Below are 21,199 nucleotides of genomic sequence, written 5' to 3' on the forward strand. Positions count from 1 at the left end.
GGTGCACCGTCCTCTCTCCTGTCGCCGGTGTGGCCTGCTCCGCAGGTGGCGCCCTCCGGAGTTTACTTCAGCGGCACCCGGGGTCCGTGCCCGAAGTCCGGCGATATTCCCAAGATTTCACCCCGACGGGGTTATCTCCATTGTGGAGATAGTCTATTATGGACTCAATTCTACTCCGCCGAGGCAAGCACCAGAAGGAACCATGAACAAGACCCCACACGGCAGTGCCCGCGTCCCCTTCTGGCTGCGCTGGCTGGTACCGGTCCTGCTGGTCATTACCTGGCTGGCCATCGCCGGTATCGGCGGACCAACCTTCGGCCGGTTGGACGAGGTCTCCTCGAACGACCAGGCGTCCTTCCTGCCGGCTGGGGCCGAGGCCACGGCGGTCCAGGACTGGCAGGCAAAGTTCCGGGACACCAACGAGATCCCCGCCGTCATTGTCATTGAGAGCGGATCCGCCTTCACCCCGGCCCAACTCGGTGAGGTGGCGGCCCTCAAGGGCGAACTGGAGGCCGTGGCCGGTGGCAGCACCGTCATCGGCCCCATTCCGTCCGAGGATGGCAAGGCCGTGCAGTTTGTGGTCCCGATCGATTCGGCCGGGGAAGTGAAGGAAATCGTCAGGGAACTCCGCGACGAGGTGCAGGCGTCCGCCCCGGAGGGCATGCAGACCTTCGTGACCGGTCCGGCCGGCCTGACGGCTGACCTGGTCAGCGCCTTTGCCGGCATTGACGGCATCCTGCTGCTCGCGGCTCTCGGCGCGGTGTTCGTGATCCTGCTGATTGTCTACCGCTCGCTGCTGCTGCCGATTGTCGTGCTCTTCACCTCGGTCTTCGCCCTCTGCGCCGCCATCCTGCTGGTCTTCGGCATGGCCCAGCTCGGCTGGATCCAGCTCAACGGCCAGAGCCAGGGCATCCTGTCCATCCTGGTGATCGGTGCCGCCACGGACTACGCGCTGCTCTATGTGTCCAGGTTCCGCGAGGCGCTGACGCACACGACCAACCGCACGGCCGCCGCGCTGACGGCGTGGAAAAATTCGTGGGAGCCCATCATGGCCTCCGGTGCCACGGTCATCATCGCGCTTCTCTGCCTGCTGTTCTCCGATCTCAACTCCAACAAGGCCCTCGGTCCGGTGGCGGCCGCCGGCATCCTCTGCTCGCTCTTCGCCGCCCTCACCCTGCTGCCAGCGCTGCTGGCGCTGCTGGGCCGAGCCGCGTTCTGGCCGTTCCTCCCCAAGCTGCTTCCGGAGGCCGAGCGCGAGCCTGCGATCGTCACCGGCCTTGAGGGGCAGAAGGGCGTGTGGCGCGCCACCGGTTCCCTCGTTTCCCGCCGGCCCCGGACCGTCTGGATCGCCTCCGTCCTGCTGCTTCTGGTGGCCTCCGCCGGTGTCCTGCAGCTCAAGGCCAACGGTGTCCCGCAGACCGATGTCATCCTCACCGCCTCCAATGCTGTCGACGGCCAGGATGCCCTGGCCCGGCACTTCGATGCCGGCTCCGGCAGCCCTGTCGTGATCGTCGCCGACGAGGCGAAGTCGCAGGAAGTGCTGGAACAGACCAAGGCGACCGACGGCGTCGGTGACGCCTACCTGCTGGCCGACGGTGGCGCGCCGATCGTCACCGGCGCACCAGCTGCTCCCGGCGCTCCTGCGGCCCCCACGGCTCCCGCAGTGCGGGACGGCAGGGTCCTGATCAACGCGACGCTGAACTTCGCCGCGGACTCCAATGAGGCCGAAAACGTCGTGGTGGTCCTGCGCCAGGAACTCAAGAAGGTCGACGACGGCGCCCTGGTCGGCGGAGTGACCGCAACGGCCCTGGACACGAACATCACCGCCCAGCGCGACCTCGTCACCATCATCCCGGTGGTCCTCGCGGTTATCCTCGTGATCCTGATGATGCTGCTGCGCTCGGTGCTGGCGCCGGTCCTGCTGGTCGCCTCGGTGGTCCTGTCCTACGGCGCCGCGCTGGGGGTCTCCGCCTTCGTGTTCAACAACGTCTTCGGATTCCCGGGCGCCGATGCCACCGTTCCGCTCTTCGGGTTCGTTTTCCTGGTCGCACTGGGGGTGGACTACAACATCTTCCTGATGAGCCGGGTCCGGGAGGAATCCCTGAAGCACGGCACGCGGCCCGGCATCCTGCGCGGACTGGGCGTTACCGGAGGGGTGATCACCTCCGCCGGTGTGGTGCTCGCGGCCACCTTCGCGGCTTTGGGCGTCATCCCCATTATGTTCCTGGTGCAGCTGGCCTTCATCGTGGCCTTCGGGGTGCTGCTGGACACGGTTCTGGTCCGCTCGCTGCTGGTCCCGGCGCTGGCCTACGACATCGGCCCGCGGATCTGGTGGCCGAGCAAGCTGGGGCGCCCGGAGACCGATGCCGCCGCGCGTGCCCTGCCGTCCGCCCCCGAGCCGGAGCCGGAGACTGCGGGGGCGGGAATCCGCTAACCGGTACCCGCGACCGCAGCCGCCGTCACTGGTCCTGGTCCCTCCACCAGGCAACCGTGGCGGCGGCTGCCACTTTAACCGGGGTGGGACGCAGCCCCAGGGCAGCCTCGCTGGCGCGCGAGTCCAACACGAAGGGGTGCTCGAACTGGTACAGGGTTTCGGCGAGTTCCCGGGCCCCGGGGGAGAAGACCGCCATCGTCCGCAGCACCCAGCCGGGGACCGCGGCCACCCGCGGTGTCCGGACACCGGCGGCGGCGGCGAACTCCTCGGCAATCTTCCGCTGGCTCAGCGCAGGGCCGGTCGGCGCATGCCACACCCGGTTCCAGAGCGCCGGATCCTGCGCGGCCCTGATCATGGCGGCGGCCAGATCCGGCACATACGTGAACGAATGCGGCAGCCCGGCATTGCCAATCACCAGCAGGGACTTGCCTGCCAGGACCGGCTTCAGCATGCGCTCGCCGGCATGCGCGCCGCGGACCCTGGGGCCGAAGAAATCACTCGCCACCACACTCACGGTGTCCGTTGCGGACGCCTGCCGGGCCTTCAGCAGCTCGGTGCGGATGCCCCGCTTGCCGCCGCGGGCCTCCCGCGGGCCCTCCTCGGTCATCGGCCGGTCCGGCTCGCTGTAGGAGTACAGGCTCTCCGGAAAGACGACGACGGCGCCGGCCCCACCCGCCGCGGCAAGGACCGTCTCCTCGGCGCCGGGGAGTTCCTCCGCCCAGGTCCTGGCCGTGTACCGCGAGCCGTGGATGCAGTGGAATACCGCCTTGGCGCCGCGGAACAGCTCGCCGAGCTGCGCCGGGTCGGACGCATCCACGCGCTCCTTCTCGACGCGCGGGTGGTCGGGACCGCTGCCGGAGCGGGTGAGCACCCGCATCCGGTGGCCCGCCGCGGCGAGCTGTTCGGCGACTGTCCACCCAACCGGGCCGGCGCCGGTGACGACGTACAAAGCCGGGGTCTGGGCCGCGGGGGATTCGGGCTGGGACATGGTCTGCTCACTTTCGCTGTGTTCGATCGCTTCGGCTTCGGCTTCGGCTTCGGCTTCGGCTGCTGGGGCTGGGTTGCCCCGGCCGGCCCTGCCCGCCCTGCTCGGTCTTGAGAGCAGTGCTCTCTGAAATCAGGATGCGGCCAGTGCGGATGGAAGTCAAGAGCGGTGCTCACATTTGTTGACAGTGCTCTGCCTTGTGGAATGCTGGAACCATGCCGCAGACCGCCCGTGACCCCTCCGTCAAGCCGTCCACGCCCCGCGAGCGTGCCCGGGCCCGGACCCTTGAGGACATTGTGCGCCTCGGACGCGAGCATTTGGCAGTGCACGGGGCTGCGGCATTGTCCCTCCGCGCCGTGGCCCGGGATCTCGGTGTCGTTTCCTCGGCGGTCTACCGCTATGTGGAGAACCGCGATGAGCTGCTGACGCTGCTGCTTATCGACGCTTACACCGAACTCGGCGACGAAGTCGACGCTGCCGTGGCGGCCCTGCCCGAGGCCGACTATGCCGGACGGTTCAGCGCCCTGGGCTCCGCAGTGCGGCGCTGGGCGCTGCGTGAACCGGCCCGCTACGGCCTCCTGTTCGGCAGCCCCGTGCCCGGATACCGGGCGCCGGCCGAGCGCACCACGGGGCCGGGCACGCGTGTCATCCATGCCCTGATGTCGGTTCTCGACGGCGCCTACCGTGCCGGGCGGCTGGCGGCGCCCGGCGGGCATGCCGCCGTCGCGCCGCTGCTCGCCGCTGACCTCGAGCGCATCCGCGGCGAAATGGGACTGGCTGTGCCTGACCCGCTGCTGGCGCGCGGCGCGCTCGTCTGGACCTCCCTGTTCGGCACCATCAGCTTTGAAGTTTTCGGCCAGTACGGCGCAGGCACCTTCGCCGCGCCGGATGACCTGTTCGCCCACCATCTGGCCGTGTTGGCGAACCTTGCGGGCCTGGGCCCCGCTGCGCACCAGGCCGGCGGGCAGTCCGCCGTTCATCCGAAGTAGCCGCCCGGCCGGACTGGCCGCCCCCTGTTGTCTCCCCCCGGTGCTCGATAGACTGCCCCTGCGCCTGCCTGGGCGCGCCGAAGCTTCCAGGAAGGATCCAACCATGTCCGAAAACAACGAGTTTGATCGAGCGGCAGCCGAATCCGCCGACGAGGCCGCCGAGGGCCAGTACGTCGAGGGGGACTACGGCACGGCCGGCGCCACCGGCGAGAATCCGCCCGAGGCGGAAGAAGGCGAATACGCTGCCGGTGACTACGGAGCGGCCGGCGTCAGTGGCGACACCGCCGTCGGCTCGGAGGAGGGCGACTATCCCGAGGGCGATTACGGCGACGCAGGTGCCACCGGAGCGTCGCCGCCCGCCGCCGTGGAGGGCGAGTATGACGAAGGCGACTACGGAGCCGCTGGCGACGCGGGCTCCCGGCGCGACGGAGGGGCCGAAGCCGCAGCGGCGGGCGAAGCGGCGCGCACGAGGGACGACTCCGCCGGCGAGGCGGATCGCCGGGGCCGCTAGGCGGGAGGCTTCGCGCACAGCGAAACAGGCGGCGGCCCGCGCGGCCGCCGCCTGAAGAATGCCGGAATTCCGGGGGGAGGGGCCGTCTGAACGCCCTGCTGCGCCGCCTCCAAATCGTAAGTTGAGCGTAGGGCGCTCAACTTTGAATTGACATTGAACCGGCCCTGAGTAAAGTTGAGTGCAGATCGCTCAACGGTCGGATCCTCGCGGTCCGCAGCCATCTCAGCAAGTTTCCCCGGAAAGAAGGAAGCAACACATGTCACGTGCAGTAGGTATCGACCTCGGAACAACCAACTCCGTCGTCTCCGTTCTCGAAGGTGGCGAGCCCACCGTCATTGCCAACGCCGAGGGTGGCCGCACCACGCCGTCGGTTGTTGCATTCTCCAAGTCCGGCGAAGTGCTGGTTGGCGAAATCGCGAAGCGCCAGGCCGTCAACAACATTGACCGGACCATTGCTTCCGTCAAGCGCCACATGGGCACCGACTGGAGCGTCGCCGTCGACGACAAGAAGTACACGGCGCAGGAAATCTCCGCCCGTATCCTCATGAAGCTCAAGAACGACGCCGAGTCCTACCTCGGTGAAAAGGTCACAGACGCCGTGATCACCGTTCCGGCGTACTTCAACGATGCCGAACGCCAGGCCACCAAGGAAGCCGGCGAAATCGCGGGCCTCAAGGTCCTGCGCATCGTCAACGAGCCCACCGCGGCCGCCCTGGCCTATGGCCTGGACAAAGGCAAGGAAGACGAACTCATCCTCGTCTTCGACCTCGGCGGCGGAACCTTCGACGTCTCCCTCCTCGAGGTGGGCAAGGATGAAGACAACTTCTCCACCATCCAGGTCCGCTCCACCGCCGGTGACAACCGTCTCGGCGGCGACGACTGGGACCAGCGCGTCGTTGACTACCTGCTGAACCAGCTCAAGGTCAAGGGCATCGACCTGTCCAAGGACAAGATCGCCCTGCAGCGACTGCGTGAGGCAGCGGAGCAGGCCAAGAAGGAACTCTCCTCCTCCACCAGCACCAACGTCTCCCTCCAGTACCTCTCCGTCACCCCCGACGGCCCGGTGCACCTGGACGAGCAGCTGACCCGCGCCAAGTTCCAGGACCTCACCAAGGACCTGCTGGAGCGCACCAAGAAGCCGTTCCACGACGTCATCAAGGAAGCCGGCATCCAGCTGTCCCAGATCGACCACATCGTGCTGGTCGGCGGCTCCACCCGTATGCCCGCCGTCTACGACCTGGTCAAGGAACTGGCCGGCGGCAAGGAGCCGAACAAGGGCGTTAACCCGGATGAGGTCGTCGCCGTCGGCGCTGCCCTGCAGGCCGGTGTCCTGAAGGGCGAGCGCAAGGACGTTCTCCTGATCGACGTCACCCCGCTCTCCCTCGGCATCGAAACCAAGGGCGGCATCATGACGCACCTGATCGAGCGCAACACGGCCATCCCGACCAAGCGCTCCGAGACGTTCACCACGGCGGATGACAACCAGCCGTCCGTGGCCATCCAGGTCTTCCAGGGCGAGCGTGAGTTCACCCGCGACAACAAGCCGCTGGGCACCTTCGAACTGACCGGAATCGCCCCGGCTCCGCGCGGCGTCCCGCAGGTCGAGGTCACCTTCGACATCGACGCCAACGGCATCGTGCACGTCTCCGCGAAGGACAAGGGCACCGGCAAGGAACAGTCCATGACCATCACGGGCGGTTCCAGCCTCTCCAAGGAAGACATCGACCGCATGGTCAAGGACGCCGAGGAGCACGCAGCAGAGGACAAGGCCCGCCGCGAGGCAGCCGACACCCGCAACACTGCCGAGCAGCTCGCCTACTCCGTGGACAAGCTGATCGCCGACAACGCTGACAAGCTGCCGGAAGAGGTCAAGACCGAGGTCCAGGCCGACGTCGACGCCCTCAAGGCCGCCCTCGAAGGCACCGATGACGCAGCCGTGAAGACCGCGTTTGAGAAGCTCCAGGCTTCCCAGACCAAGCTCGGCGAAGCCATCTACGCCCAGGCAGGTTCCCCGGACGGCGCCACCGGCGCCCAGGGTGCCCCCGCCGGTGAGCAGGCAGCCGGCTCCGACGAGGACATCGTCGACGCCGAGATCGTTGACGAAGACGAGAAGAAGTAATCATGCCGCACCACGGTAACGAAGAAGAGCACGGTTCTTCCGAGAGCCGTCGCGACGCTGAGCAGCGGGAGAACGAGCCGCAGAAGCCGATCATCCACGACAACCGCAAGGTTGATCCGAAGACCGGCCAGGCCCGCCACCCCGACCAGGAGCAGCACGCCGATTCCGGGGACGCCCTGTCCCAGGCGGAGGACATCCTCAACAGTGTTGAGGTGCCGGCCGCGGACTCCGTGGCCCAGGGTGCCGGCGGCGCGGAGGCGGAGGAGCTCAGGAATGACCTGCGCCGCCTGCAGGCCGAGTACGTCAACTACCGCAAGCGCGTTGAACGCGACCGTGCCGTGGCAGGGGAGATGGCCGTCATCGGCGTCCTGAACTCCCTGCTCCCGGTACTGGACGACGTCGACGCCGCCCGCCAGCACGGTGATCTCACGGACGGACCGTTCGCCGCGATCGCCGCCAAGCTGGAGAATGCGCTGAAGACGTACGGCCTGGTCCGCATCGATGAGACCGGAGTGGAGTTCGATCCCACGATCCACGAGGCCCTCATCCAGCAGCCCGGAACGGATGTTGAAATCGACACCGTCAGCCAGGTCCTGCGTTCCGGCTATAAGTCCGGCGACCGGGTCCTGCGGGCAGCCCAGGTCATCGTGGCTGTTCCGGCGTAGCAACACGTCGCGAAGCGAGACAAGGGGCCCCGCCCCTACGCGTGGCGGCTTTGGTCCTGCGGACCAAGCCGCCACGCTCCGGTAGGCCCGATGCCACTCCCGGGCCCCTTGTCTCGCTCCGCTCTTGGGGTTCTCTCGCCTTATCACTTTGTACTTTGAAAGGAAACGCCATTGGCTAGCCAGGACTGGGTGGACAAGGACTTTTACAAGATCCTTGGGGTCGCCAAGGACGCTTCCGACGCCGACATCAAGAAGGCCTACCGGAAGCTCGCGCGGCAGCACCATCCGGATACCAATGCGGGGAATGTCGCTTCGGAGAAGAAGTTCAAGGACATCTCCGAGGCCTACTCCGTGCTCTCCGATGCCGACGAGCGCCAGCAGTACGACGCTATCCGGGCCATGGGCGGCGGAGCCCGGTTCGCCCCGGGCGGCGGCGCCGGCGCCGGCGGCGGGGCTGGCTTCGAGGACCTCTTTGGCGGTCTGTTCACCGGTGGCCCCGGACGCCACTCCGGCGGCTACAGCACGTCTGGCGGCATTCCGCCGGAGTTCGCCGATCTCTTCGGCGGAGCGGGCGGCGGCTTCGGCGGCGGCCAGTCATTCCAGCGGGCCCCGCAGAAGGGCGCGGACCGGACGGCGTCGACCTCGATCTCCTTCGCCGGGTCCATCCGCGGCACCACCATTGGCCTGCGTGAACCGGACGGCGAAGTCATCGACGTGCGCGTCCCGGCCGGCATCAAAGACGGCCAGAAGGTCCGTGTCCGCGGCAAGGGCCAGTCCGGTCCGGCCGGAAACGGGGACCTTATGGTCACCGTCTCGGTGAAGCCGCACGATTTCTACGTCCGCGACGGTGACAACCTGCGCATCCACGTGCCGGTCACCTTCCCGGAGGCCGCCCTGGGCGCCGACATTGAGGTTCCGACCATCGACGGCGACAAGGTCAGGGTCCGCGTCCCTGCCGGCACACCGTCAGGTCGCACCCTCCGCGTCAAGGGCCGCGGCGTCAAGCACACCAAGGCCACCGGTGACCTGCTGGTGACCATTGACGTCGCCGTACCGCGGAAGCTGAACAAGGAATCCGAGGAGGCCGTCAAGGCCTTCGCCGCGGCCACCGCCGGCGAGGACGTCCGCGCCGAACTGGCAGCCAAGGCCCGGCTCTAGAAGCGGACGCCTGCCATGGCCATCGAATACGAGCAGCCGATCTTCGTCATCTCCGTTGCCGCGGAGCTGGCGGACATGCACCCCCAGACGCTGCGGCAGTATGACCGGCTGGGCATCGTCTCGCCCAGCCGGGCGCCCGGTAAGTCCCGCCGCTACTCGCAGCGGGACATCAGCATGCTCCGCGAGGTGCAGCGGCTCTCGCAGGAGGGTGTTTCCCTCGAGGGCATCAAACGGATCCTCCAGCTGGAGAACCAGGTGGCAGCCCTGCAGCGGCGCATAGCCGAGCTGAGCGAAGAGCTCGACCGCCGTCCCCGCACCCTGGAATCCCGCATCTTCGCCGCCGGAGCCGCGGGCGACGTCGTCAGCCTGGCCCGCGGCAAGCGCCCCCGCGCCCGGTCCCAGGCGGTCGTCGTGTGGAGGCCGCGGAACGGCGACTGACGAAGCCCCACGTCCAATGTGTCGCCGTTGAGGCCAACATGACGGCAGGCAAGTTTCCTGCAGGTTGACTTTGCTTCCCCTGCTTTCTGCCGTTTTATCAGCGAACTTACAGTTCCCGGACGCCGCATTGGGGATGACCTCCGCGACTGAGTACTTGGGAACGCGGTCCGGGTACTGACCGGAAAATAGAGTACACACTACTCGTGACGGACCGGAGCGGCAGCGGCTTGACTGGGCGCAGCTGGGTCTCACAGCTGGTCTCTGGTCTCTGGGGGTTGTCCGTATGTGTATTTTTTGCCGTGCCGTTATGGCTTGTCCTCGCCCTGTAGCGGGCGGGCCCGCAGCGAAAAACGGCGTCCGATGAGCGCGGGAATGGAATCCGTTGCCATGTTCGCCGGTTCCATCACCGGGCTGGTTCTGCTGACCCTCGGCCAGACGATGGTGGTGGTGTGCGTCTGCTTCGACATGGTCCGTGCACTGTCCGTGCCCAGGTCCCACCGGCGCTATGTGGCCAGTACCGTTTTCCGGTCGCTGGCGGTGCCGTCGATCCTCGTTATGGGCGTCAGCGTGCTGGTGGACGCCGTCTACTGGTCCTGGCTGGACGTGGCCATGGGCGTCTTCGTGATGACGATGATCATCTTCCGCCTGCACCACGACAAGGACGAGGACAACTGGTGGAAGGGCAAGGGCAAGAAAATCGCCCGCTGGGCCCGGAATCAACTGTCCTCGGGGAGATCACTGGCGCCGGCCGCGGCCTGAATTCCCACAACGCGGGGTCACTTCGCGCCCATCCTGAGGGGTTTCACCGGCGCTAGGTGACCCCGCGTTGCTGTTGGGGCGGCGGAATCGCGGACGAGCCCGGACTAGCCGTTGATCACTTGGGGAACGCCGAGGGCCTTGAGTCCTTCCACGCCGAATTCCAGGCCGTAGCCGGATTGCTTGGCGCCGCCGAAGGGGACCCGCGGGTCCACGGCGCCGTGCTTGTTGATCCAGACCGTGCCGGACTGGATCCGGGCGGCGACCTCGCGGGCCGCAACCGGGTCGGAGGACCAGACGGAGGCGCCAAGGCCGACGTCGAGCGCGTTGGCCATGGCGACTGCCTCGTCCACGGTGCTGTAGCGGATGATGGGCAGGGCGGGGCCGAACTGTTCCTCGGCCACGAGCGGATTGGCGTTGTCGATGTCGGCTACCAGAGTGGCGGGGTAGAAGTGGCCGGGCTGGTCTGTGGCCGGGTTGCCGCCGAGGAGGATCTTGGCGCCCGAATCGCGGGCGGCTTCGACCAGCCGGGCCACGATGTCGAACTGCTGCCGGTTCTGCAGCGGGCCCAGGACGTTGTTCTCGTCGAGGCCGTTGCCCATCGGCATGGCAGCGGCGACGGTGGTCAGTTCTTCGCAGACGGCCTCGTAGATGTCGCTGTGGACGTAGAGGCGCTTGAGGGCGGCGCACGTCTGGCCGGTGTTGATGAAGGCGCCCCAGAAGAGGCCCTCGGCGATGGCTTTGGGATCGGCGTCAGGCAGGACGATGCCGGCGTCGTTGCCGCCCAGTTCCAGCGTGAGGCGTTTGACGGTGTCCGCGGAGGACCTGATGATCGCCTTGCCGGTGGCGGTGGAGCCAGTGAACATGACCTTGCCGACCGCAGGGTGTTCGGCCAGCCGGGCGCCGACGTCGCGGCCGCCGGACACGACGGTGAGGAGGCCTTCCGGCAACTCCTCGTTGAGGACTTTGGCCAGCGCCAGGACGGACAGCGGGGTGTATTCGGAAGGCTTGACCACCACGGCGTTGCCCATCCGCAGGGCCGGGGCGATCTGCCAGACAGTGATCATCATGGGCCAGTTCCACGGGCCGATCGCGCCGACGACGCCGATGGGCCGGTAATGCAGTTCGGCGCGGGTTTCGCCGTCGTCCACCACGGTTTCCGGTTCCAGCACGGTGGTGGCGGCGACGCGCAGCCAGGCGGCGCAGGCACCGACCTCGAACCGCGCGTTGGGGCCGTTGAGCGGTTTTCCCTGTTCCCGGGAAAGCAGCCGGGCGAGCTCTTCAGCGGAGCGTTCGACGGCGTCGGCGGCCCTCAGTAACGCGGCGCTCCGGGCGTCGTGCCCCAGTGCCGCCCAGGCCGGCTGGGCAGCTTCGGCGGCGGCAACCGCCCGCTCCAGGTCCTGGACGGTGTGGACCGGCGCCTCGCCGACGGCGGTGCCGGTGGCGGGGTCGAGGATGGTCCGGGTCGCACCAGACGTCGGGGTGATCGCGGCGAGAAGGGCGTCGTAGGTTTCCATTGGTACTCCACATCGAGTAGTTGAGGCGCGGGGTCATTGAAGTACTGCGCGGTGCAGGATGGTTCCAGAGCGGCCGTACTGTCATGTCCGAGTGTCCTCCGATCCCGGACCTGCAGTCTTGTCTTTGCGCGAAGTGCACTTGACCCACTGCGAATGATCGCCATGGCCTGGATGCCGTTGCGCTAGGAAACAACAACCGATCGCTGATCGACAAGAGGGTGATGGGCGCCACCTGCGATGCTGAATTGCACGGTGCCAGGCGCCGCCATTTCCCCGACTCATGACCGTTAAGAAGGATCCGATGAGCATTTCAAATTCCGAGCCCCGGACCGCGGAAGCCAGTCCCCGCCAAGAGCACTCCACTGCGCTGCGCGCCGGCAGCGTCGGCGTCATGGGCATTCTCTTCTTTGTCTTGTCCGCCCAGGCGCCGTTGACCGGAATCGTCGGTGCATCACCGCTGGCTGCAGCCCTCGGCAACGGTCCCGGGGCGCCCGGGGCGTATCTGGTGGTGGGCATCGTCATCATGATCTTCGCCGTCGGGTTCGTAGCGATGAGCCGCAAGATCCAGGCCCCCGGCGCCTTCTACGCCTACGTGACGGCCGCCTTCGGGCGCAAGGCCGGAGCGGGAGCCGCGTGGCTCGCGCTCCTCGCGTACAGCACGATCCAGGCCGCGATGTACGGGCTGTACGGCGCCGCGTTCTCGGGGCTCCTCGGATCCGCCGGCATCGTAGTTCCCTGGTGGCTGCTGGCCGTGGTCACCATGGCGGGTGTGCAGGTGCTGGGATCCCTCAACATCGAACTTGGGGCGCGGGTCCTGGCGTTGCTCGTGGGCCTGGAGGTCGCCATCCTGCTCATGTTCGGCTTGACCGTGCTGTTGCGGGGCGGCGGGCCGGAAGGAATCAGTCTGGCGGCGTCGTTCTCGCCCACGGCGATCGCCACCGGCGCCCCGGGAGTGGCCATCATGTTCGCTGTCGCCTCCATGTTCGGCTTCGAATCGACGGCCATCTACTCGGCCGAGGCCAAAGACGCCCACCGCACGGTAGCCCGTGCCACGTACCTTTCGGTGGGCGTCATCTCGGTGTTCTTCTCCTTCATTTCGTGGATGCTGGTCAGCTACTACGGCCCCTCGCGCGTCATCGATGCCGCGGGTGCAGCCCTCGAATCCGGCGATTCCACGTCCTTCGTCTTGACGCCGATGGTGGAGCTCTTCGGGCCCTGGGCCGGAGTTACCACCGGCATCCTGCTCGTGACCTCCCTGCTGGCCGGCATTATCGCCTTCCACAACGGCATCAACCGTTACCTCCATTCGCTGGCCCTGCGCGGGTCGATGCCCGGCGCCGTGGCCCGGACCAACCGGCACCGGGCCCCGGCCGTCGCCGCGCGGATTCAGACCGTGATCGCGTTCCTGTTCGTGGCACCGTTCGCCGTGCTGTCCCTGGATCCTGTCCTGACCCTGTTTTCCTGGTTCAGCGGGTTGGCCGTGGCGGCTCTCCTGGTCCTGTATATTCTGTGCTCACTTGCAGTCGTCGCGTATTTCGGGCGCGAAAAGGTGGCCGGCCAGGTCTGGCAGACCAGGGTGGCTCCGGTGCTCGCCACCGCGCTGCTTGCCTGGGTGCTGTATCTCGTGGTCAGCAATTTCACGGCACTGATCGGCGGGAGTGCTGAAACGGCCGGGGGCCTGCTGATCGCCGTCCCGGTCGTGTTTGCGGCCGGCGTGCTGGTGGAAATCGGCGTGGAACGCAGGGCTGCGCGGGCGGGACTTCCCGCGTAGCCCGACTATAGAGAGGTGAAGGGGGCGGTCCCGGAAAGATCCGGTACCGCCCCCTTTTGCATCCCCGCTGTCGGGCGCCGTCAACCGCAGATGGGGCCAGGCTCAGGCGCCGCGCCGCCAGTCGCTGGGGGATTCACCGAAGGCATCACGGAAGGAACGGCTGAAATGGGCCGCATCCAGGAAGCCCCAGCGCGCGGCCACTGCCCCGACCGGCATGCCGGCTAGGAGCGGATCGCGCAGTTCGCGGCGCGCCCCTTCCAGTCTCTGTGCCCGGATCCAGCTCGCCACGGTGGCTCCCGATTCATGGAAGACGTTGTGCAGGTGCCGTGTGGAGATGAAATGGGCCGCCGCGATAGAAGCCGGCGAGAGCAGCGGATCGGCCAGGTGGGCGTCGATAAATTCGCGGACAGACGCCGCAAGCAGGGCTTGCGGCCTCATGCGGTCCGCGGACATGTCCAGTTCCGAATGCAGCATCGTGGAGACGAGATCGAGGGCATTCGCGGCGAGGCGGGACCCGCTGGGGCCGCCGAGCGCATCCAGGTTCTCCGCGAGGTGGGCGATGAACGGCCCGACGATCGAGGCGAGTGCCCCGTCGGCGGCCATCCGCACGGCGGAAAGCTGCGCGATGCAGTCCGGCGGCAGGGACAGCGCGTCCCAGGGAAACATCACCACCATGAGCCGGGCGTCCCCCTCGAAGGCAAGCGTGTACGGGCGGCTGGTGTCATAGATGGAGAGGTCGCCCGGCTGCAGGACGGCCTCGCGGTTGTCCTGGATGAGGAGCCCGGTGCCCTGGAGTTGGAGATTGAGCTTGAAATAGCGCTGGTTGGACTGCGCAATCAGCGCTGGCGTGCGGTGGACCTCATGGCTCGTGGAGGAAACCTCAACGACCGCCACACGGTCCAGTCTGCGGGCCCGCATACGGCCGCGGAAGTTATCCGCATCTTTGCTGGAGGCGGCCAGGGGAACAAAGGACTCCGCGACGAGGTGCCTCCAGTGGTCGAAGGATTCTGCCGTGCTGGTATGGACGTCTTGTCCGGCGGGGCTGAGCGATGGGCGGGCTGCAACTGCGGTCATAGAAAGATCCTGACGCCGTCGTATTTCGGGGACTGTGTCATGGAACACAGTCCTTTCAGGGTAGCGCCGCGACCCGCCGATGTCATCTTTTTTCGACAGGCGTCGAATAAAAATAGCCCGCGCGCCTAGCAGCCCAGCAAGGTCAGGAATCCCTCCAGCTGCTCGTTCAGCCCGAGTTCCACCTGGCCTTCCGGGGCGAGTGCCGCCGCGATCTGCGCGCCCAGGAGGAGGTTGAGCAGCTGTCCGGCCAGGGCGGCGTCGTCGACGGGGGTGGTGACGGCGCCGACTTGCCGCGCCTCGGCAAGGTACTGCCGCATCGCCGCAAGCCACTGCTCCATCGAATCCCGGTGGATCAGGGCCTTGTCGGGATCGTTGATGGCCTTCTGCCAGAACGGAATCACAATCCGGGCCTCGTTGATTCGCTCCTCATCCAGGGGCAGAACCTCGACGCAAAATGCCCTCAGGGCCGCGAGCCCGGTCAGCCCTCCGGTGACCTCCGCGATTCGTTCGTTGGTGCGGTTGAAGACGTGTCCGAAGGCAAAGGTCAGCAGGTCGTCCTTGGTGGGGAAGTACGGTTTGAGGGCCCCGTTCGCAAAGCCGGCCTCGAGGGCAATTTCACGCATGGTGGCACTTTCGATCCCGAGGCGGGCGATGATCCGCCACGTGGCGTCGACGAGTTCAAGCCGCCGCTGGTCGTGGTCGACAATCTTTGGCACCGGACAGTTCCCCCAGAATAATTTGCGTCGGACTCTTGTGGCACAGCTTACGTTTCCGTATTCTCTACAACTATAGAAAATAAAGTTTTGACCCGCCAGGGTCCCCGACCGAAGGCCGCCATGATGCCCGTACAAACTGACACCCGCACACCGTTTAGCCAGTACAGTCTGGCCGTGGGCGCGGAAATTACCGCAGTCCAGGGCATCCTGCGCGCCGCGGGCCTGCTGGGCGAGACCAAACGCATCGCGTACCTTGGCCTGGTGGACCCCGCCAGGAACGCGGCGGCAACCGGGGACCGCCGGTTCCGGGTCTTCGTCCACGACGTTTCCGGAGGGCGTCCGGCCGACGTGACCGTCTCGGTGTCCAGCGGCGCTGTGATTTCCGTCGTCGAGCTGGACACGGCGGTGGCCGGCGAGCTGCCCGTCCTGGAGGAGGAGTTCGAGGTGGTCGAGGAGCTCCTGGCCACGGACGAGCGCTGGCTTAAGGCGCTGGCCGCGCGCGGGCTCGACGTCGGCAAGGTCCGCGTCGCGCCGCTGTCGGCAGGGGTCTTCGAGTACCCGGAGGAAAAGGGCCGCCGGATTCTGCGCGGCCTGGCCTTCGTGCAGGATTTCCCCGAGGACAGCGCCTGGGCGCACCCCGTGGACGGTCTCGTGGCGTATGTCGACGTCGTCAGCAAGGAAGTCACGCAGGTCCTGGACCTGGGGGCCGTCCCGATTCCGGCAGAGCACGGCAACTACACCGATCCTGAGCTCACCGGCCCGCTGCGCACCTCACAGAAGCCCATCAACATCACCCAGCCGGACGGGCCCAGTTTCACCGTCACCGGCGGCAACCACGTCGAGTGGGAAAACTGGAGCGTTGACGTCGGCTTCGACGTCCGCGAAGGCGTGGTGCTGCACAACCTTGCCTTCCAGGACGGCGGCCGCAAACGGCCCATCATCAACCGCGCATCCATCGCCGAAATGGTGGTCCCGTACGGGGATCCGTCGCCGATCCGGTCGTGGCAGAACTACTTCGACACGGGCGAATACCTCGTGGGCCAGTACGCCAACTCCCTGGAGCTGGGGTGCGACTGCCTCGGCGAGATCACCTACCTCAGCCCCGTCATCAGCGACGCCTTCGGCAACCCCCGGCAGATCCGCAACGGCATCTGCATGCATGAGGAGGACTGGGGAATCCTGGCCAAGCACAGCGACCTCTGGACGGGCATCAACTACACCCGCCGCAACCGCCGCCTGGTGATCTCCTTCTTCACCACCATCGGCAACTACGACTACGGCTTCTACTGGTACCTCTACCTCGACGGCACCATTGAATTCGAGGCCAAGGCCACCGGCGTCGTCTTCACCTCCGCCTACCCGGAGGGCGGATCCGCCAACATCTCCCAGCTTGCCCCGGGCCTGGGCGCTCCCTTCCATCAGCACCTGTTCAGCGCCCGCCTGGACATGGCAATTGACGGCTTCACCAACCGCGTCGAAGAAGAAGACGTGGTTCGGCAGGCGATGGGCGAGGGCAACGAGCGCGGCAACGCCTTCTCCCGGAAGAGAACTGTCCTGGCGCGCGAGTCGGAAGCCGTCCGGGAAGCCGACGCGCGCAGCGGCCGGACCTGGATCATTTCCAACCCGGAATCGCGGAACCGGCTGGGCGAGCCTGTGGGCTACAAGCTCCATGCCCAGGGCCAGCCCACCCTGCTGGCCGACCCGGAGTCCTCCATTGCCCGGCGCGCCGCTTTTGCCACGAAGGACCTGTGGGTCACCCGGTTCGCGGAGGAGGAACGGTACCCCACGGGAGACTTCGTCAACCAGCACGCCGGGGGAGCGGGCCTGCCGGCCTACATCGCCCAGGACCGCGACATCGACGGCCAGGACATCGTGGTGTGGCACACCTTCGGGCTGACGCACTTCCCCCGGATCGAGGACTGGCCCATCATGCCGGTGGACACGGTCGGCTTCAAGCTCCGGCCCGAGGGCTTCTTCGACCGCAGCCCCGTGCTGGACGTGCCCGCGAGTGCACAGCCGGCCGGCGGCCACTGCCACAGCTAGTCCGGCGCCGTGAGTGTCGCAGCCAGCTTGGGCCGCCGGAACGGCATCGCCGGCATCGTCTTCCATTTCCGGATCTGCGCCGCCGCGACGGCGGCGTCGTGCCTCGCGCACCTGTGGCTTGTCGCAGGGAACCAGCACGGGATCTGGCTGAACGTGCTGATGCTCGCCATGGTGGCGGTGTGCCTGCCGTGCGCCGTGCACATCTGGCACCACGGACGGATGAGCGCCCTTCGCCGGGTCATGGCCTCGGCACTTGCCATGACCGGGGTGCATGCACTGCTGCTCCTCGGCGCCGGAGCGTCGGGCCACCTCCACCATGGCACCGCTGCGACCGCAGCGGCAGCGGTGCCCTCGGGTGCCGGGGAGATGCTGGCGGTCATCGCGCTGGAAATCACGACGGCGCTGATCGCCGCGACGCTCCTGGCCCGGCTCCGGGCACAGCCCGGGGGCTTGAACCGCAGCTGATCCGCGTCAGTCGGTGAACAGCCCGGCCAGGTCTTCGGCCGTCAGCGCGCCGCCGGAGAGGGCGTCGCCCTCCATGACGTCGGCGAAGAGCTGGGACTTCCTCGCCTTGAGCGCCATGACCTTTTCCTCGATGGTGTCCTTGGCGACGAGCCGGTAGACCATGACGTTGCGGGCCTGGCCGATCCGGTGCGTGCGGTCCACGGCCTGCGCCTCGGAGGCCGGGTTCCACCACGGGTCCAGCAGGAACACGTAGTCGGCCTCCGTCAGGTTCAGGCCAAAGCCGCCGGCCTTGAGGCTGATCAGGAACACCGGGGCGGCGCCGTTCTTGAACTCGTTCACGACGTCGGTCCGGTTGCGGGTGCTGCCGTCGAGGTAGCAGAACTCGATGTTCTCCTCGACGAGCCGCTCGCGGACCTTGCCCAGGAAGCCGGTGAACTGGCTGAAGATGAGGGCCCGGTGCCCTTCCGCCACAAGGTCCTCCAGCTGCTCGAAGAGCACATCGAGTTTGCTGGACCGCACCCCGGAGAGTGAGGGGTCGATCAGCGAGGGGTCCAGGCTGAGCTGCCGCAACAGAGTGAGGGACTGGAAAATGGTGAAGCGGTTCTTGTTGACGTCGTCGATCAGGCCCAGGATCTTCTGCCGTTCACGCTGCAGGTGCGTCTGGTAGACCTTCTGGTGCCGCGGGTTCAGCACCACCTCGAGAATCTGCTCCTGCTTCGGCGGCAGATCGTGGATGACCTGCTCCTTGGTGCGCCGCATCATCAGCGGACGGACCCGGCGCCGCAGCTTGTCCAGCTGGGCCTTGTCACCGTTCTTTTCGACCGGCTTCTGGTAATACTCTGCGAACCGCTTCGGGCTGGAGAAAAGCCCCGGCGCAACGATCGAGGTCAGCGCCCAGAACTCCATCAGGTTGTTCTCCAGCGGGGTGCCCGTGATGGCGAGTTTGAACACCGCCGGGAGTTTCCGGGCGCACTGGTAAGCCTTGGACTGGTGGTTTTTGACGAACTGGGCCTCGTCGAGGACCAGGCCGGCCCACTCCTTGGAGGCATAGGACTCATAGTCGATCCGGAACAGGGCGTAGGAGGTGATAACGATGTCCGCCCCTGCCATGGCCTCGGCGGGGCTCGAGCCGCTTTTGGCAAAGGTCTCACCGATGGCGCGCACCGTGAGGCCGGGGGCGAACCGCGCGGTCTCGGCCTCCCAGTTGCCGACCACACTCGTGGGGGCCACCACGAGGAAAGGCGCGACGCCGGGCGCCGTGCCGGGCGCCGTGCCGGGCGCCGCGCCGGCGGGAACCGAGGCGGGTTCCGTGGCGGCAGCACCGCCGTCGGAAGCTGCGGCCGGCCCGCTTGCCGCGTCCTTGGCGGCACAGATCAGCGCCAGCGCCTGCACGGTCTTGCCGAGCCCCATGTCATCCGCCAGGACCCCGCCGAGTCCGTGCCGGTAGAGGAAACTGAGCCAGTTGAACCCTTCCAGCTGGTAGGGGCGCAGTTCGGCGTTGAGCGTTGCGGGCAGCGGCAGGCCCTTCACGCCGCCTTCCAGCAGCCCGCCGACAGCCTCACGCCAGGCCGCGGCCTGCTCATCCACGATGCCCAGTTGCGCGAGTTCGTCCCAGAGCCCGGCCTGGAAGCGGCTGATCTGCAGCGGCGCGTCCTTGTTGTCCTGCAGTTCCCGCGCCTCTTCAATCAGCGCCCGGAGCTGGTGCAGTTCGGGCAGGTCCAGGGAGAAGTAGGCGCCGCTGGGGAGCAGCATCTTGGTCTGGCCGGCCGCCAGGGCGGAGAAAACCGCCGCGAAGGACACCGGCTGGCCCTCCAGGGAAATCTGGATGCCCAGGTCGAACCAGTCCCGCTGCTCGGTGGCTTTTGTGGAGATGGACACCACGGGGGCTTCCTCGGCCTCGCGGTAGTCGGCGATCTCGCCGGCCGTGTCCACGCTGACGCCGGGGACCTCGCGGAGCGCAGGGAGCAGCTCCTCGGTGAAGGCCAGGGTGTCGAGGCCGCTGAGTTCGGCCGAGGCTGCCAGCCGCGGTGTTCCCCAGCCGCCCGTGGCCGATTCGCCCAGCGCCGGCACAACGTCCCAGGGCTGTCCCACGGATTCGAGGATGCGGGCCTCGGCAGGGTCGTCCCGGTAGCCGTGATCGCCGGGATGGCGCCACAGCGGCTGCGCCGTGACGAGGGTGCCGGACTTGTAGTGCCATTCCCAGTGCAGCCGCACCCGGTGGTCGGCGCCGTAGTTCGCCAGCAGCGACAGGGTGGGAACGGCCAGCTGTGGCAGCACCACGGACTGATCGGAGGCCGTGACCCGGGCGCTCTGCTTGAGTTTGGGGTAGAAGCCGGTCAGGAAGCGGCTCTCATCCCGGGCCGGGATGTGCAGCGTGGTTCCGGCCGTGACGAAGGTCAGGAGCTCTTCGCTGAGCCCGCTCTCCAGCGGGGCGAGCGTGATGAAAGAATCCGTCGGGGCGACCCCGGGCAGGGCGTCCGCCCCGGAGGTCAGGAAAATGCCGTGGGCCGGCCGCCCGATGGTCCCCACGCTTGCCGGATCGACCACCTCCCCCTCAACGGTGATGCTCGGGGCGAGGGAGAGGCCGCCGTCGTCCCCGCCGGCCGCGGGGGCGACGGCGCCGTTCCCTTCGTCGGGGACCGGTGCGGCGCCGAAGCGGGTCAGGTTGAGTCCGACGGCGGCCGGCTGCTCCACGAGCCGCACGGGCTCCGGGCCCCGGCTGTGGACCAGCGCGAGGCCGATCTTCCCGGCCTGGGCCAGCAGGCTCCACAGGTTTTTACCGGCATAGGTGTTCAGGCCCAGCCACAGCCCGGTTCCGGCGTGCTGGCGGTTCGCCTGGGCGGTGTGCGCTGCGAGGAACTCCTGCATCCACTCGACGTGGGCCTCGTTGCATTCGCGCCGGTAGCTCAAGTAGCTCAGGGTGTTCCAGGAGACATCGCCGCGGATCCATTTGCCCTTGGCGCCCATGATCACGGGACGGGCCTTCAGTTGGCGCACGCTGCGCAGCGGGTCCCGGCGTCCGGTGTACGAGAAGTGCGGGGCGGGTTCTTCAATTTCGAACTGGAGCGCCAGCGGCACGCCGTTGGTGGACTGCGTGATCCCCGGCTGGGCGATCAGCGGGCTAAGGGCCTGTTCCCAATCCGGGACCTCGAGCACCTGGGCCTGCCGGGACAGCCGGCTGACGTCGGCCGGGGCCAGGAGCTGGACCCGGATCGCCGGGTTGTCCTCGGCCGCAAACAACAGTGCGGCCACGTGCTTGCAGTCTTTCCGGACCGGACAGCTGCAGACACCCACGGTGCAGCTCCAGCCACCCGCCTTCCGGACCAGCTTCGCCGTCGTCGAGTACGGCACATCAGCGCCGCCCCGCACCTTGCCGAGCATAAGTCCGGTGGCGGCGTCGAAGGAAATACCGGAAACTCGGCTCCCCATGGCGTAGGCAAGTCCGGCCGCGAGGGAGCGGTCGTTGATCGCGGGAGTCTGTATTGCCAGTGCCGCACTCTCGTCCGGTTGGGATGGCATGTGCGCACTACTTTCAGCAGTTGGTCATCTGATCCATCT

The 21,199-nt window shown here is 67.4% G+C and carries 15 protein-coding genes and 1 pseudogene; 11 read left to right on the forward strand and 5 right to left on the reverse strand.

Features of this window, described 5'->3' with window-relative positions; genetic code table 11:
- The first annotated feature begins 202 nt into the window (after positions 1-202).
- Positions 203-2,434 (forward strand): MMPL family transporter, encoded by a 2,232-nt coding sequence (locus ABIB29_RS15010; RefSeq protein ID WP_354173603.1) that lies wholly within the window; start codon positions 203-205, stop codon positions 2,432-2,434.
- 25 nt (positions 2,435-2,459) lie between these two features.
- Here ABIB29_RS15010 and ABIB29_RS15015 read toward each other — a convergent pair whose 3' ends face one another.
- Complete coding sequence (locus tag ABIB29_RS15015; protein WP_354173604.1) at positions 2,460-3,422, reverse strand: NAD-dependent epimerase/dehydratase family protein; 963 nt, start codon at positions 3,420-3,422, stop codon at positions 2,460-2,462.
- Positions 3,423-3,634: 212 nt separating this feature from the next.
- Between ABIB29_RS15015 and ABIB29_RS15020 the strand changes: the two genes are divergently transcribed.
- From ABIB29_RS15020 to ABIB29_RS15050, 7 genes are all read left to right on the forward strand, one after another.
- The gene (locus ABIB29_RS15020) at positions 3,635-4,408 is read left to right on the forward strand and encodes a TetR/AcrR family transcriptional regulator (protein WP_354173605.1); all 774 of its coding nucleotides are present in this window, start codon (positions 3,635-3,637) and stop codon (positions 4,406-4,408) included.
- Between the two features lie 103 nt (positions 4,409-4,511).
- Complete coding sequence (locus tag ABIB29_RS15025; protein ID WP_354173606.1) at positions 4,512-4,919, forward strand: hypothetical protein; 408 nt, start codon at positions 4,512-4,514, stop codon at positions 4,917-4,919.
- A gap of 256 nt (positions 4,920-5,175) precedes the next feature.
- Positions 5,176-7,038 carry a molecular chaperone DnaK gene (dnaK, locus tag ABIB29_RS15030; RefSeq protein ID WP_354173607.1) on the forward strand — a complete coding sequence of 621 codons (1,863 nt, stop codon included), beginning with the start codon at positions 5,176-5,178 and terminating at the stop codon, positions 7,036-7,038.
- 2 nt (positions 7,039-7,040) lie between these two features.
- Positions 7,041-7,703 carry a nucleotide exchange factor GrpE gene (locus ABIB29_RS15035; RefSeq protein ID WP_354173608.1) on the forward strand — a complete coding sequence of 221 codons (663 nt, stop codon included), beginning with the start codon at positions 7,041-7,043 and terminating at the stop codon, positions 7,701-7,703.
- 171 nt (positions 7,704-7,874) lie between these two features.
- On the forward strand, positions 7,875-8,861 hold the full coding sequence (locus ABIB29_RS15040; RefSeq protein ID WP_354173609.1) for a DnaJ C-terminal domain-containing protein: 987 nt from the start codon (positions 7,875-7,877) through the stop codon (positions 8,859-8,861).
- A gap of 15 nt (positions 8,862-8,876) precedes the next feature.
- Positions 8,877-9,299: a heat shock protein transcriptional repressor HspR gene (locus tag ABIB29_RS15045; protein WP_354173610.1), complete on the forward strand. Its 423-nt coding sequence runs from the start codon at positions 8,877-8,879 to the stop codon at positions 9,297-9,299.
- 372 nt (positions 9,300-9,671) lie between these two features.
- Entirely contained in the window at positions 9,672-10,058 is a 387-nt protein-coding gene (locus ABIB29_RS15050; RefSeq protein ID WP_354173611.1) for a hypothetical protein, read from the forward strand.
- A 104-nt stretch (positions 10,059-10,162) separates the two neighbouring features.
- On the opposite strand, the gene ABIB29_RS15055 is transcribed toward ABIB29_RS15050, so the two are convergent.
- Positions 10,163-11,572 (reverse strand): aldehyde dehydrogenase family protein, encoded by a 1,410-nt coding sequence (locus ABIB29_RS15055; protein WP_354173612.1) that lies wholly within the window; start codon positions 11,570-11,572, stop codon positions 10,163-10,165.
- Between the two features lie 391 nt (positions 11,573-11,963).
- Between ABIB29_RS15055 and ABIB29_RS15060 the strand changes: the two are divergent.
- Positions 11,964-13,316: pseudogene (locus ABIB29_RS15060) on the forward strand (APC family permease); the annotation flags it as partial.
- Between the two features lie 129 nt (positions 13,317-13,445).
- On the opposite strand, the gene ABIB29_RS15065 reads toward ABIB29_RS15060, so the two are convergent.
- Both ABIB29_RS15065 and ABIB29_RS15070 read right to left on the reverse strand, forming a co-directional pair.
- Entirely contained in the window at positions 13,446-14,417 is a 972-nt protein-coding gene (locus ABIB29_RS15065) for an AraC-like ligand-binding domain-containing protein (RefSeq protein ID WP_354173614.1), read from the reverse strand.
- A 125-nt stretch (positions 14,418-14,542) separates the two neighbouring features.
- Positions 14,543-15,133: a TetR/AcrR family transcriptional regulator gene (locus ABIB29_RS15070; RefSeq protein ID WP_354173615.1), complete on the reverse strand. Its 591-nt coding sequence runs from the start codon at positions 15,131-15,133 to the stop codon at positions 14,543-14,545.
- 120 nt (positions 15,134-15,253) lie between these two features.
- Here ABIB29_RS15070 and ABIB29_RS15075 point away from each other — a divergent pair, with 120 nt between their 5' ends.
- Together ABIB29_RS15075 and ABIB29_RS15080 are read left to right on the forward strand one after the other, a co-directional pair.
- The gene (locus ABIB29_RS15075; RefSeq protein ID WP_502915623.1) at positions 15,254-17,176 is read left to right on the forward strand and encodes a primary-amine oxidase; all 1,923 of its coding nucleotides are present in this window, start codon (positions 15,254-15,256) and stop codon (positions 17,174-17,176) included.
- 9 nt (positions 17,177-17,185) lie between these two features.
- Positions 17,186-17,641 carry a hypothetical protein gene (locus tag ABIB29_RS15080; protein ID WP_354173617.1) on the forward strand — a complete coding sequence of 152 codons (456 nt, stop codon included), beginning with the start codon at positions 17,186-17,188 and terminating at the stop codon, positions 17,639-17,641.
- A gap of 6 nt (positions 17,642-17,647) precedes the next feature.
- Here the strand turns inward: ABIB29_RS15080 and ABIB29_RS15085 are convergent, their stop codons facing one another.
- A complete protein-coding gene (locus ABIB29_RS15085; RefSeq protein WP_354173618.1) occupies positions 17,648-21,160 on the reverse strand; it encodes a DEAD/DEAH box helicase in 3,513 nt (1,170 codons plus the stop codon).
- Positions 21,161-21,199: the final 39 nt, after the last annotated feature.

Origin of the sequence: Arthrobacter sp. UYEF36, assembly GCF_040547025.1 — a bacterium.
In the GTDB taxonomy this organism is placed as follows: Bacteria; Actinomycetota; Actinomycetes; order Actinomycetales; family Micrococcaceae; genus Arthrobacter.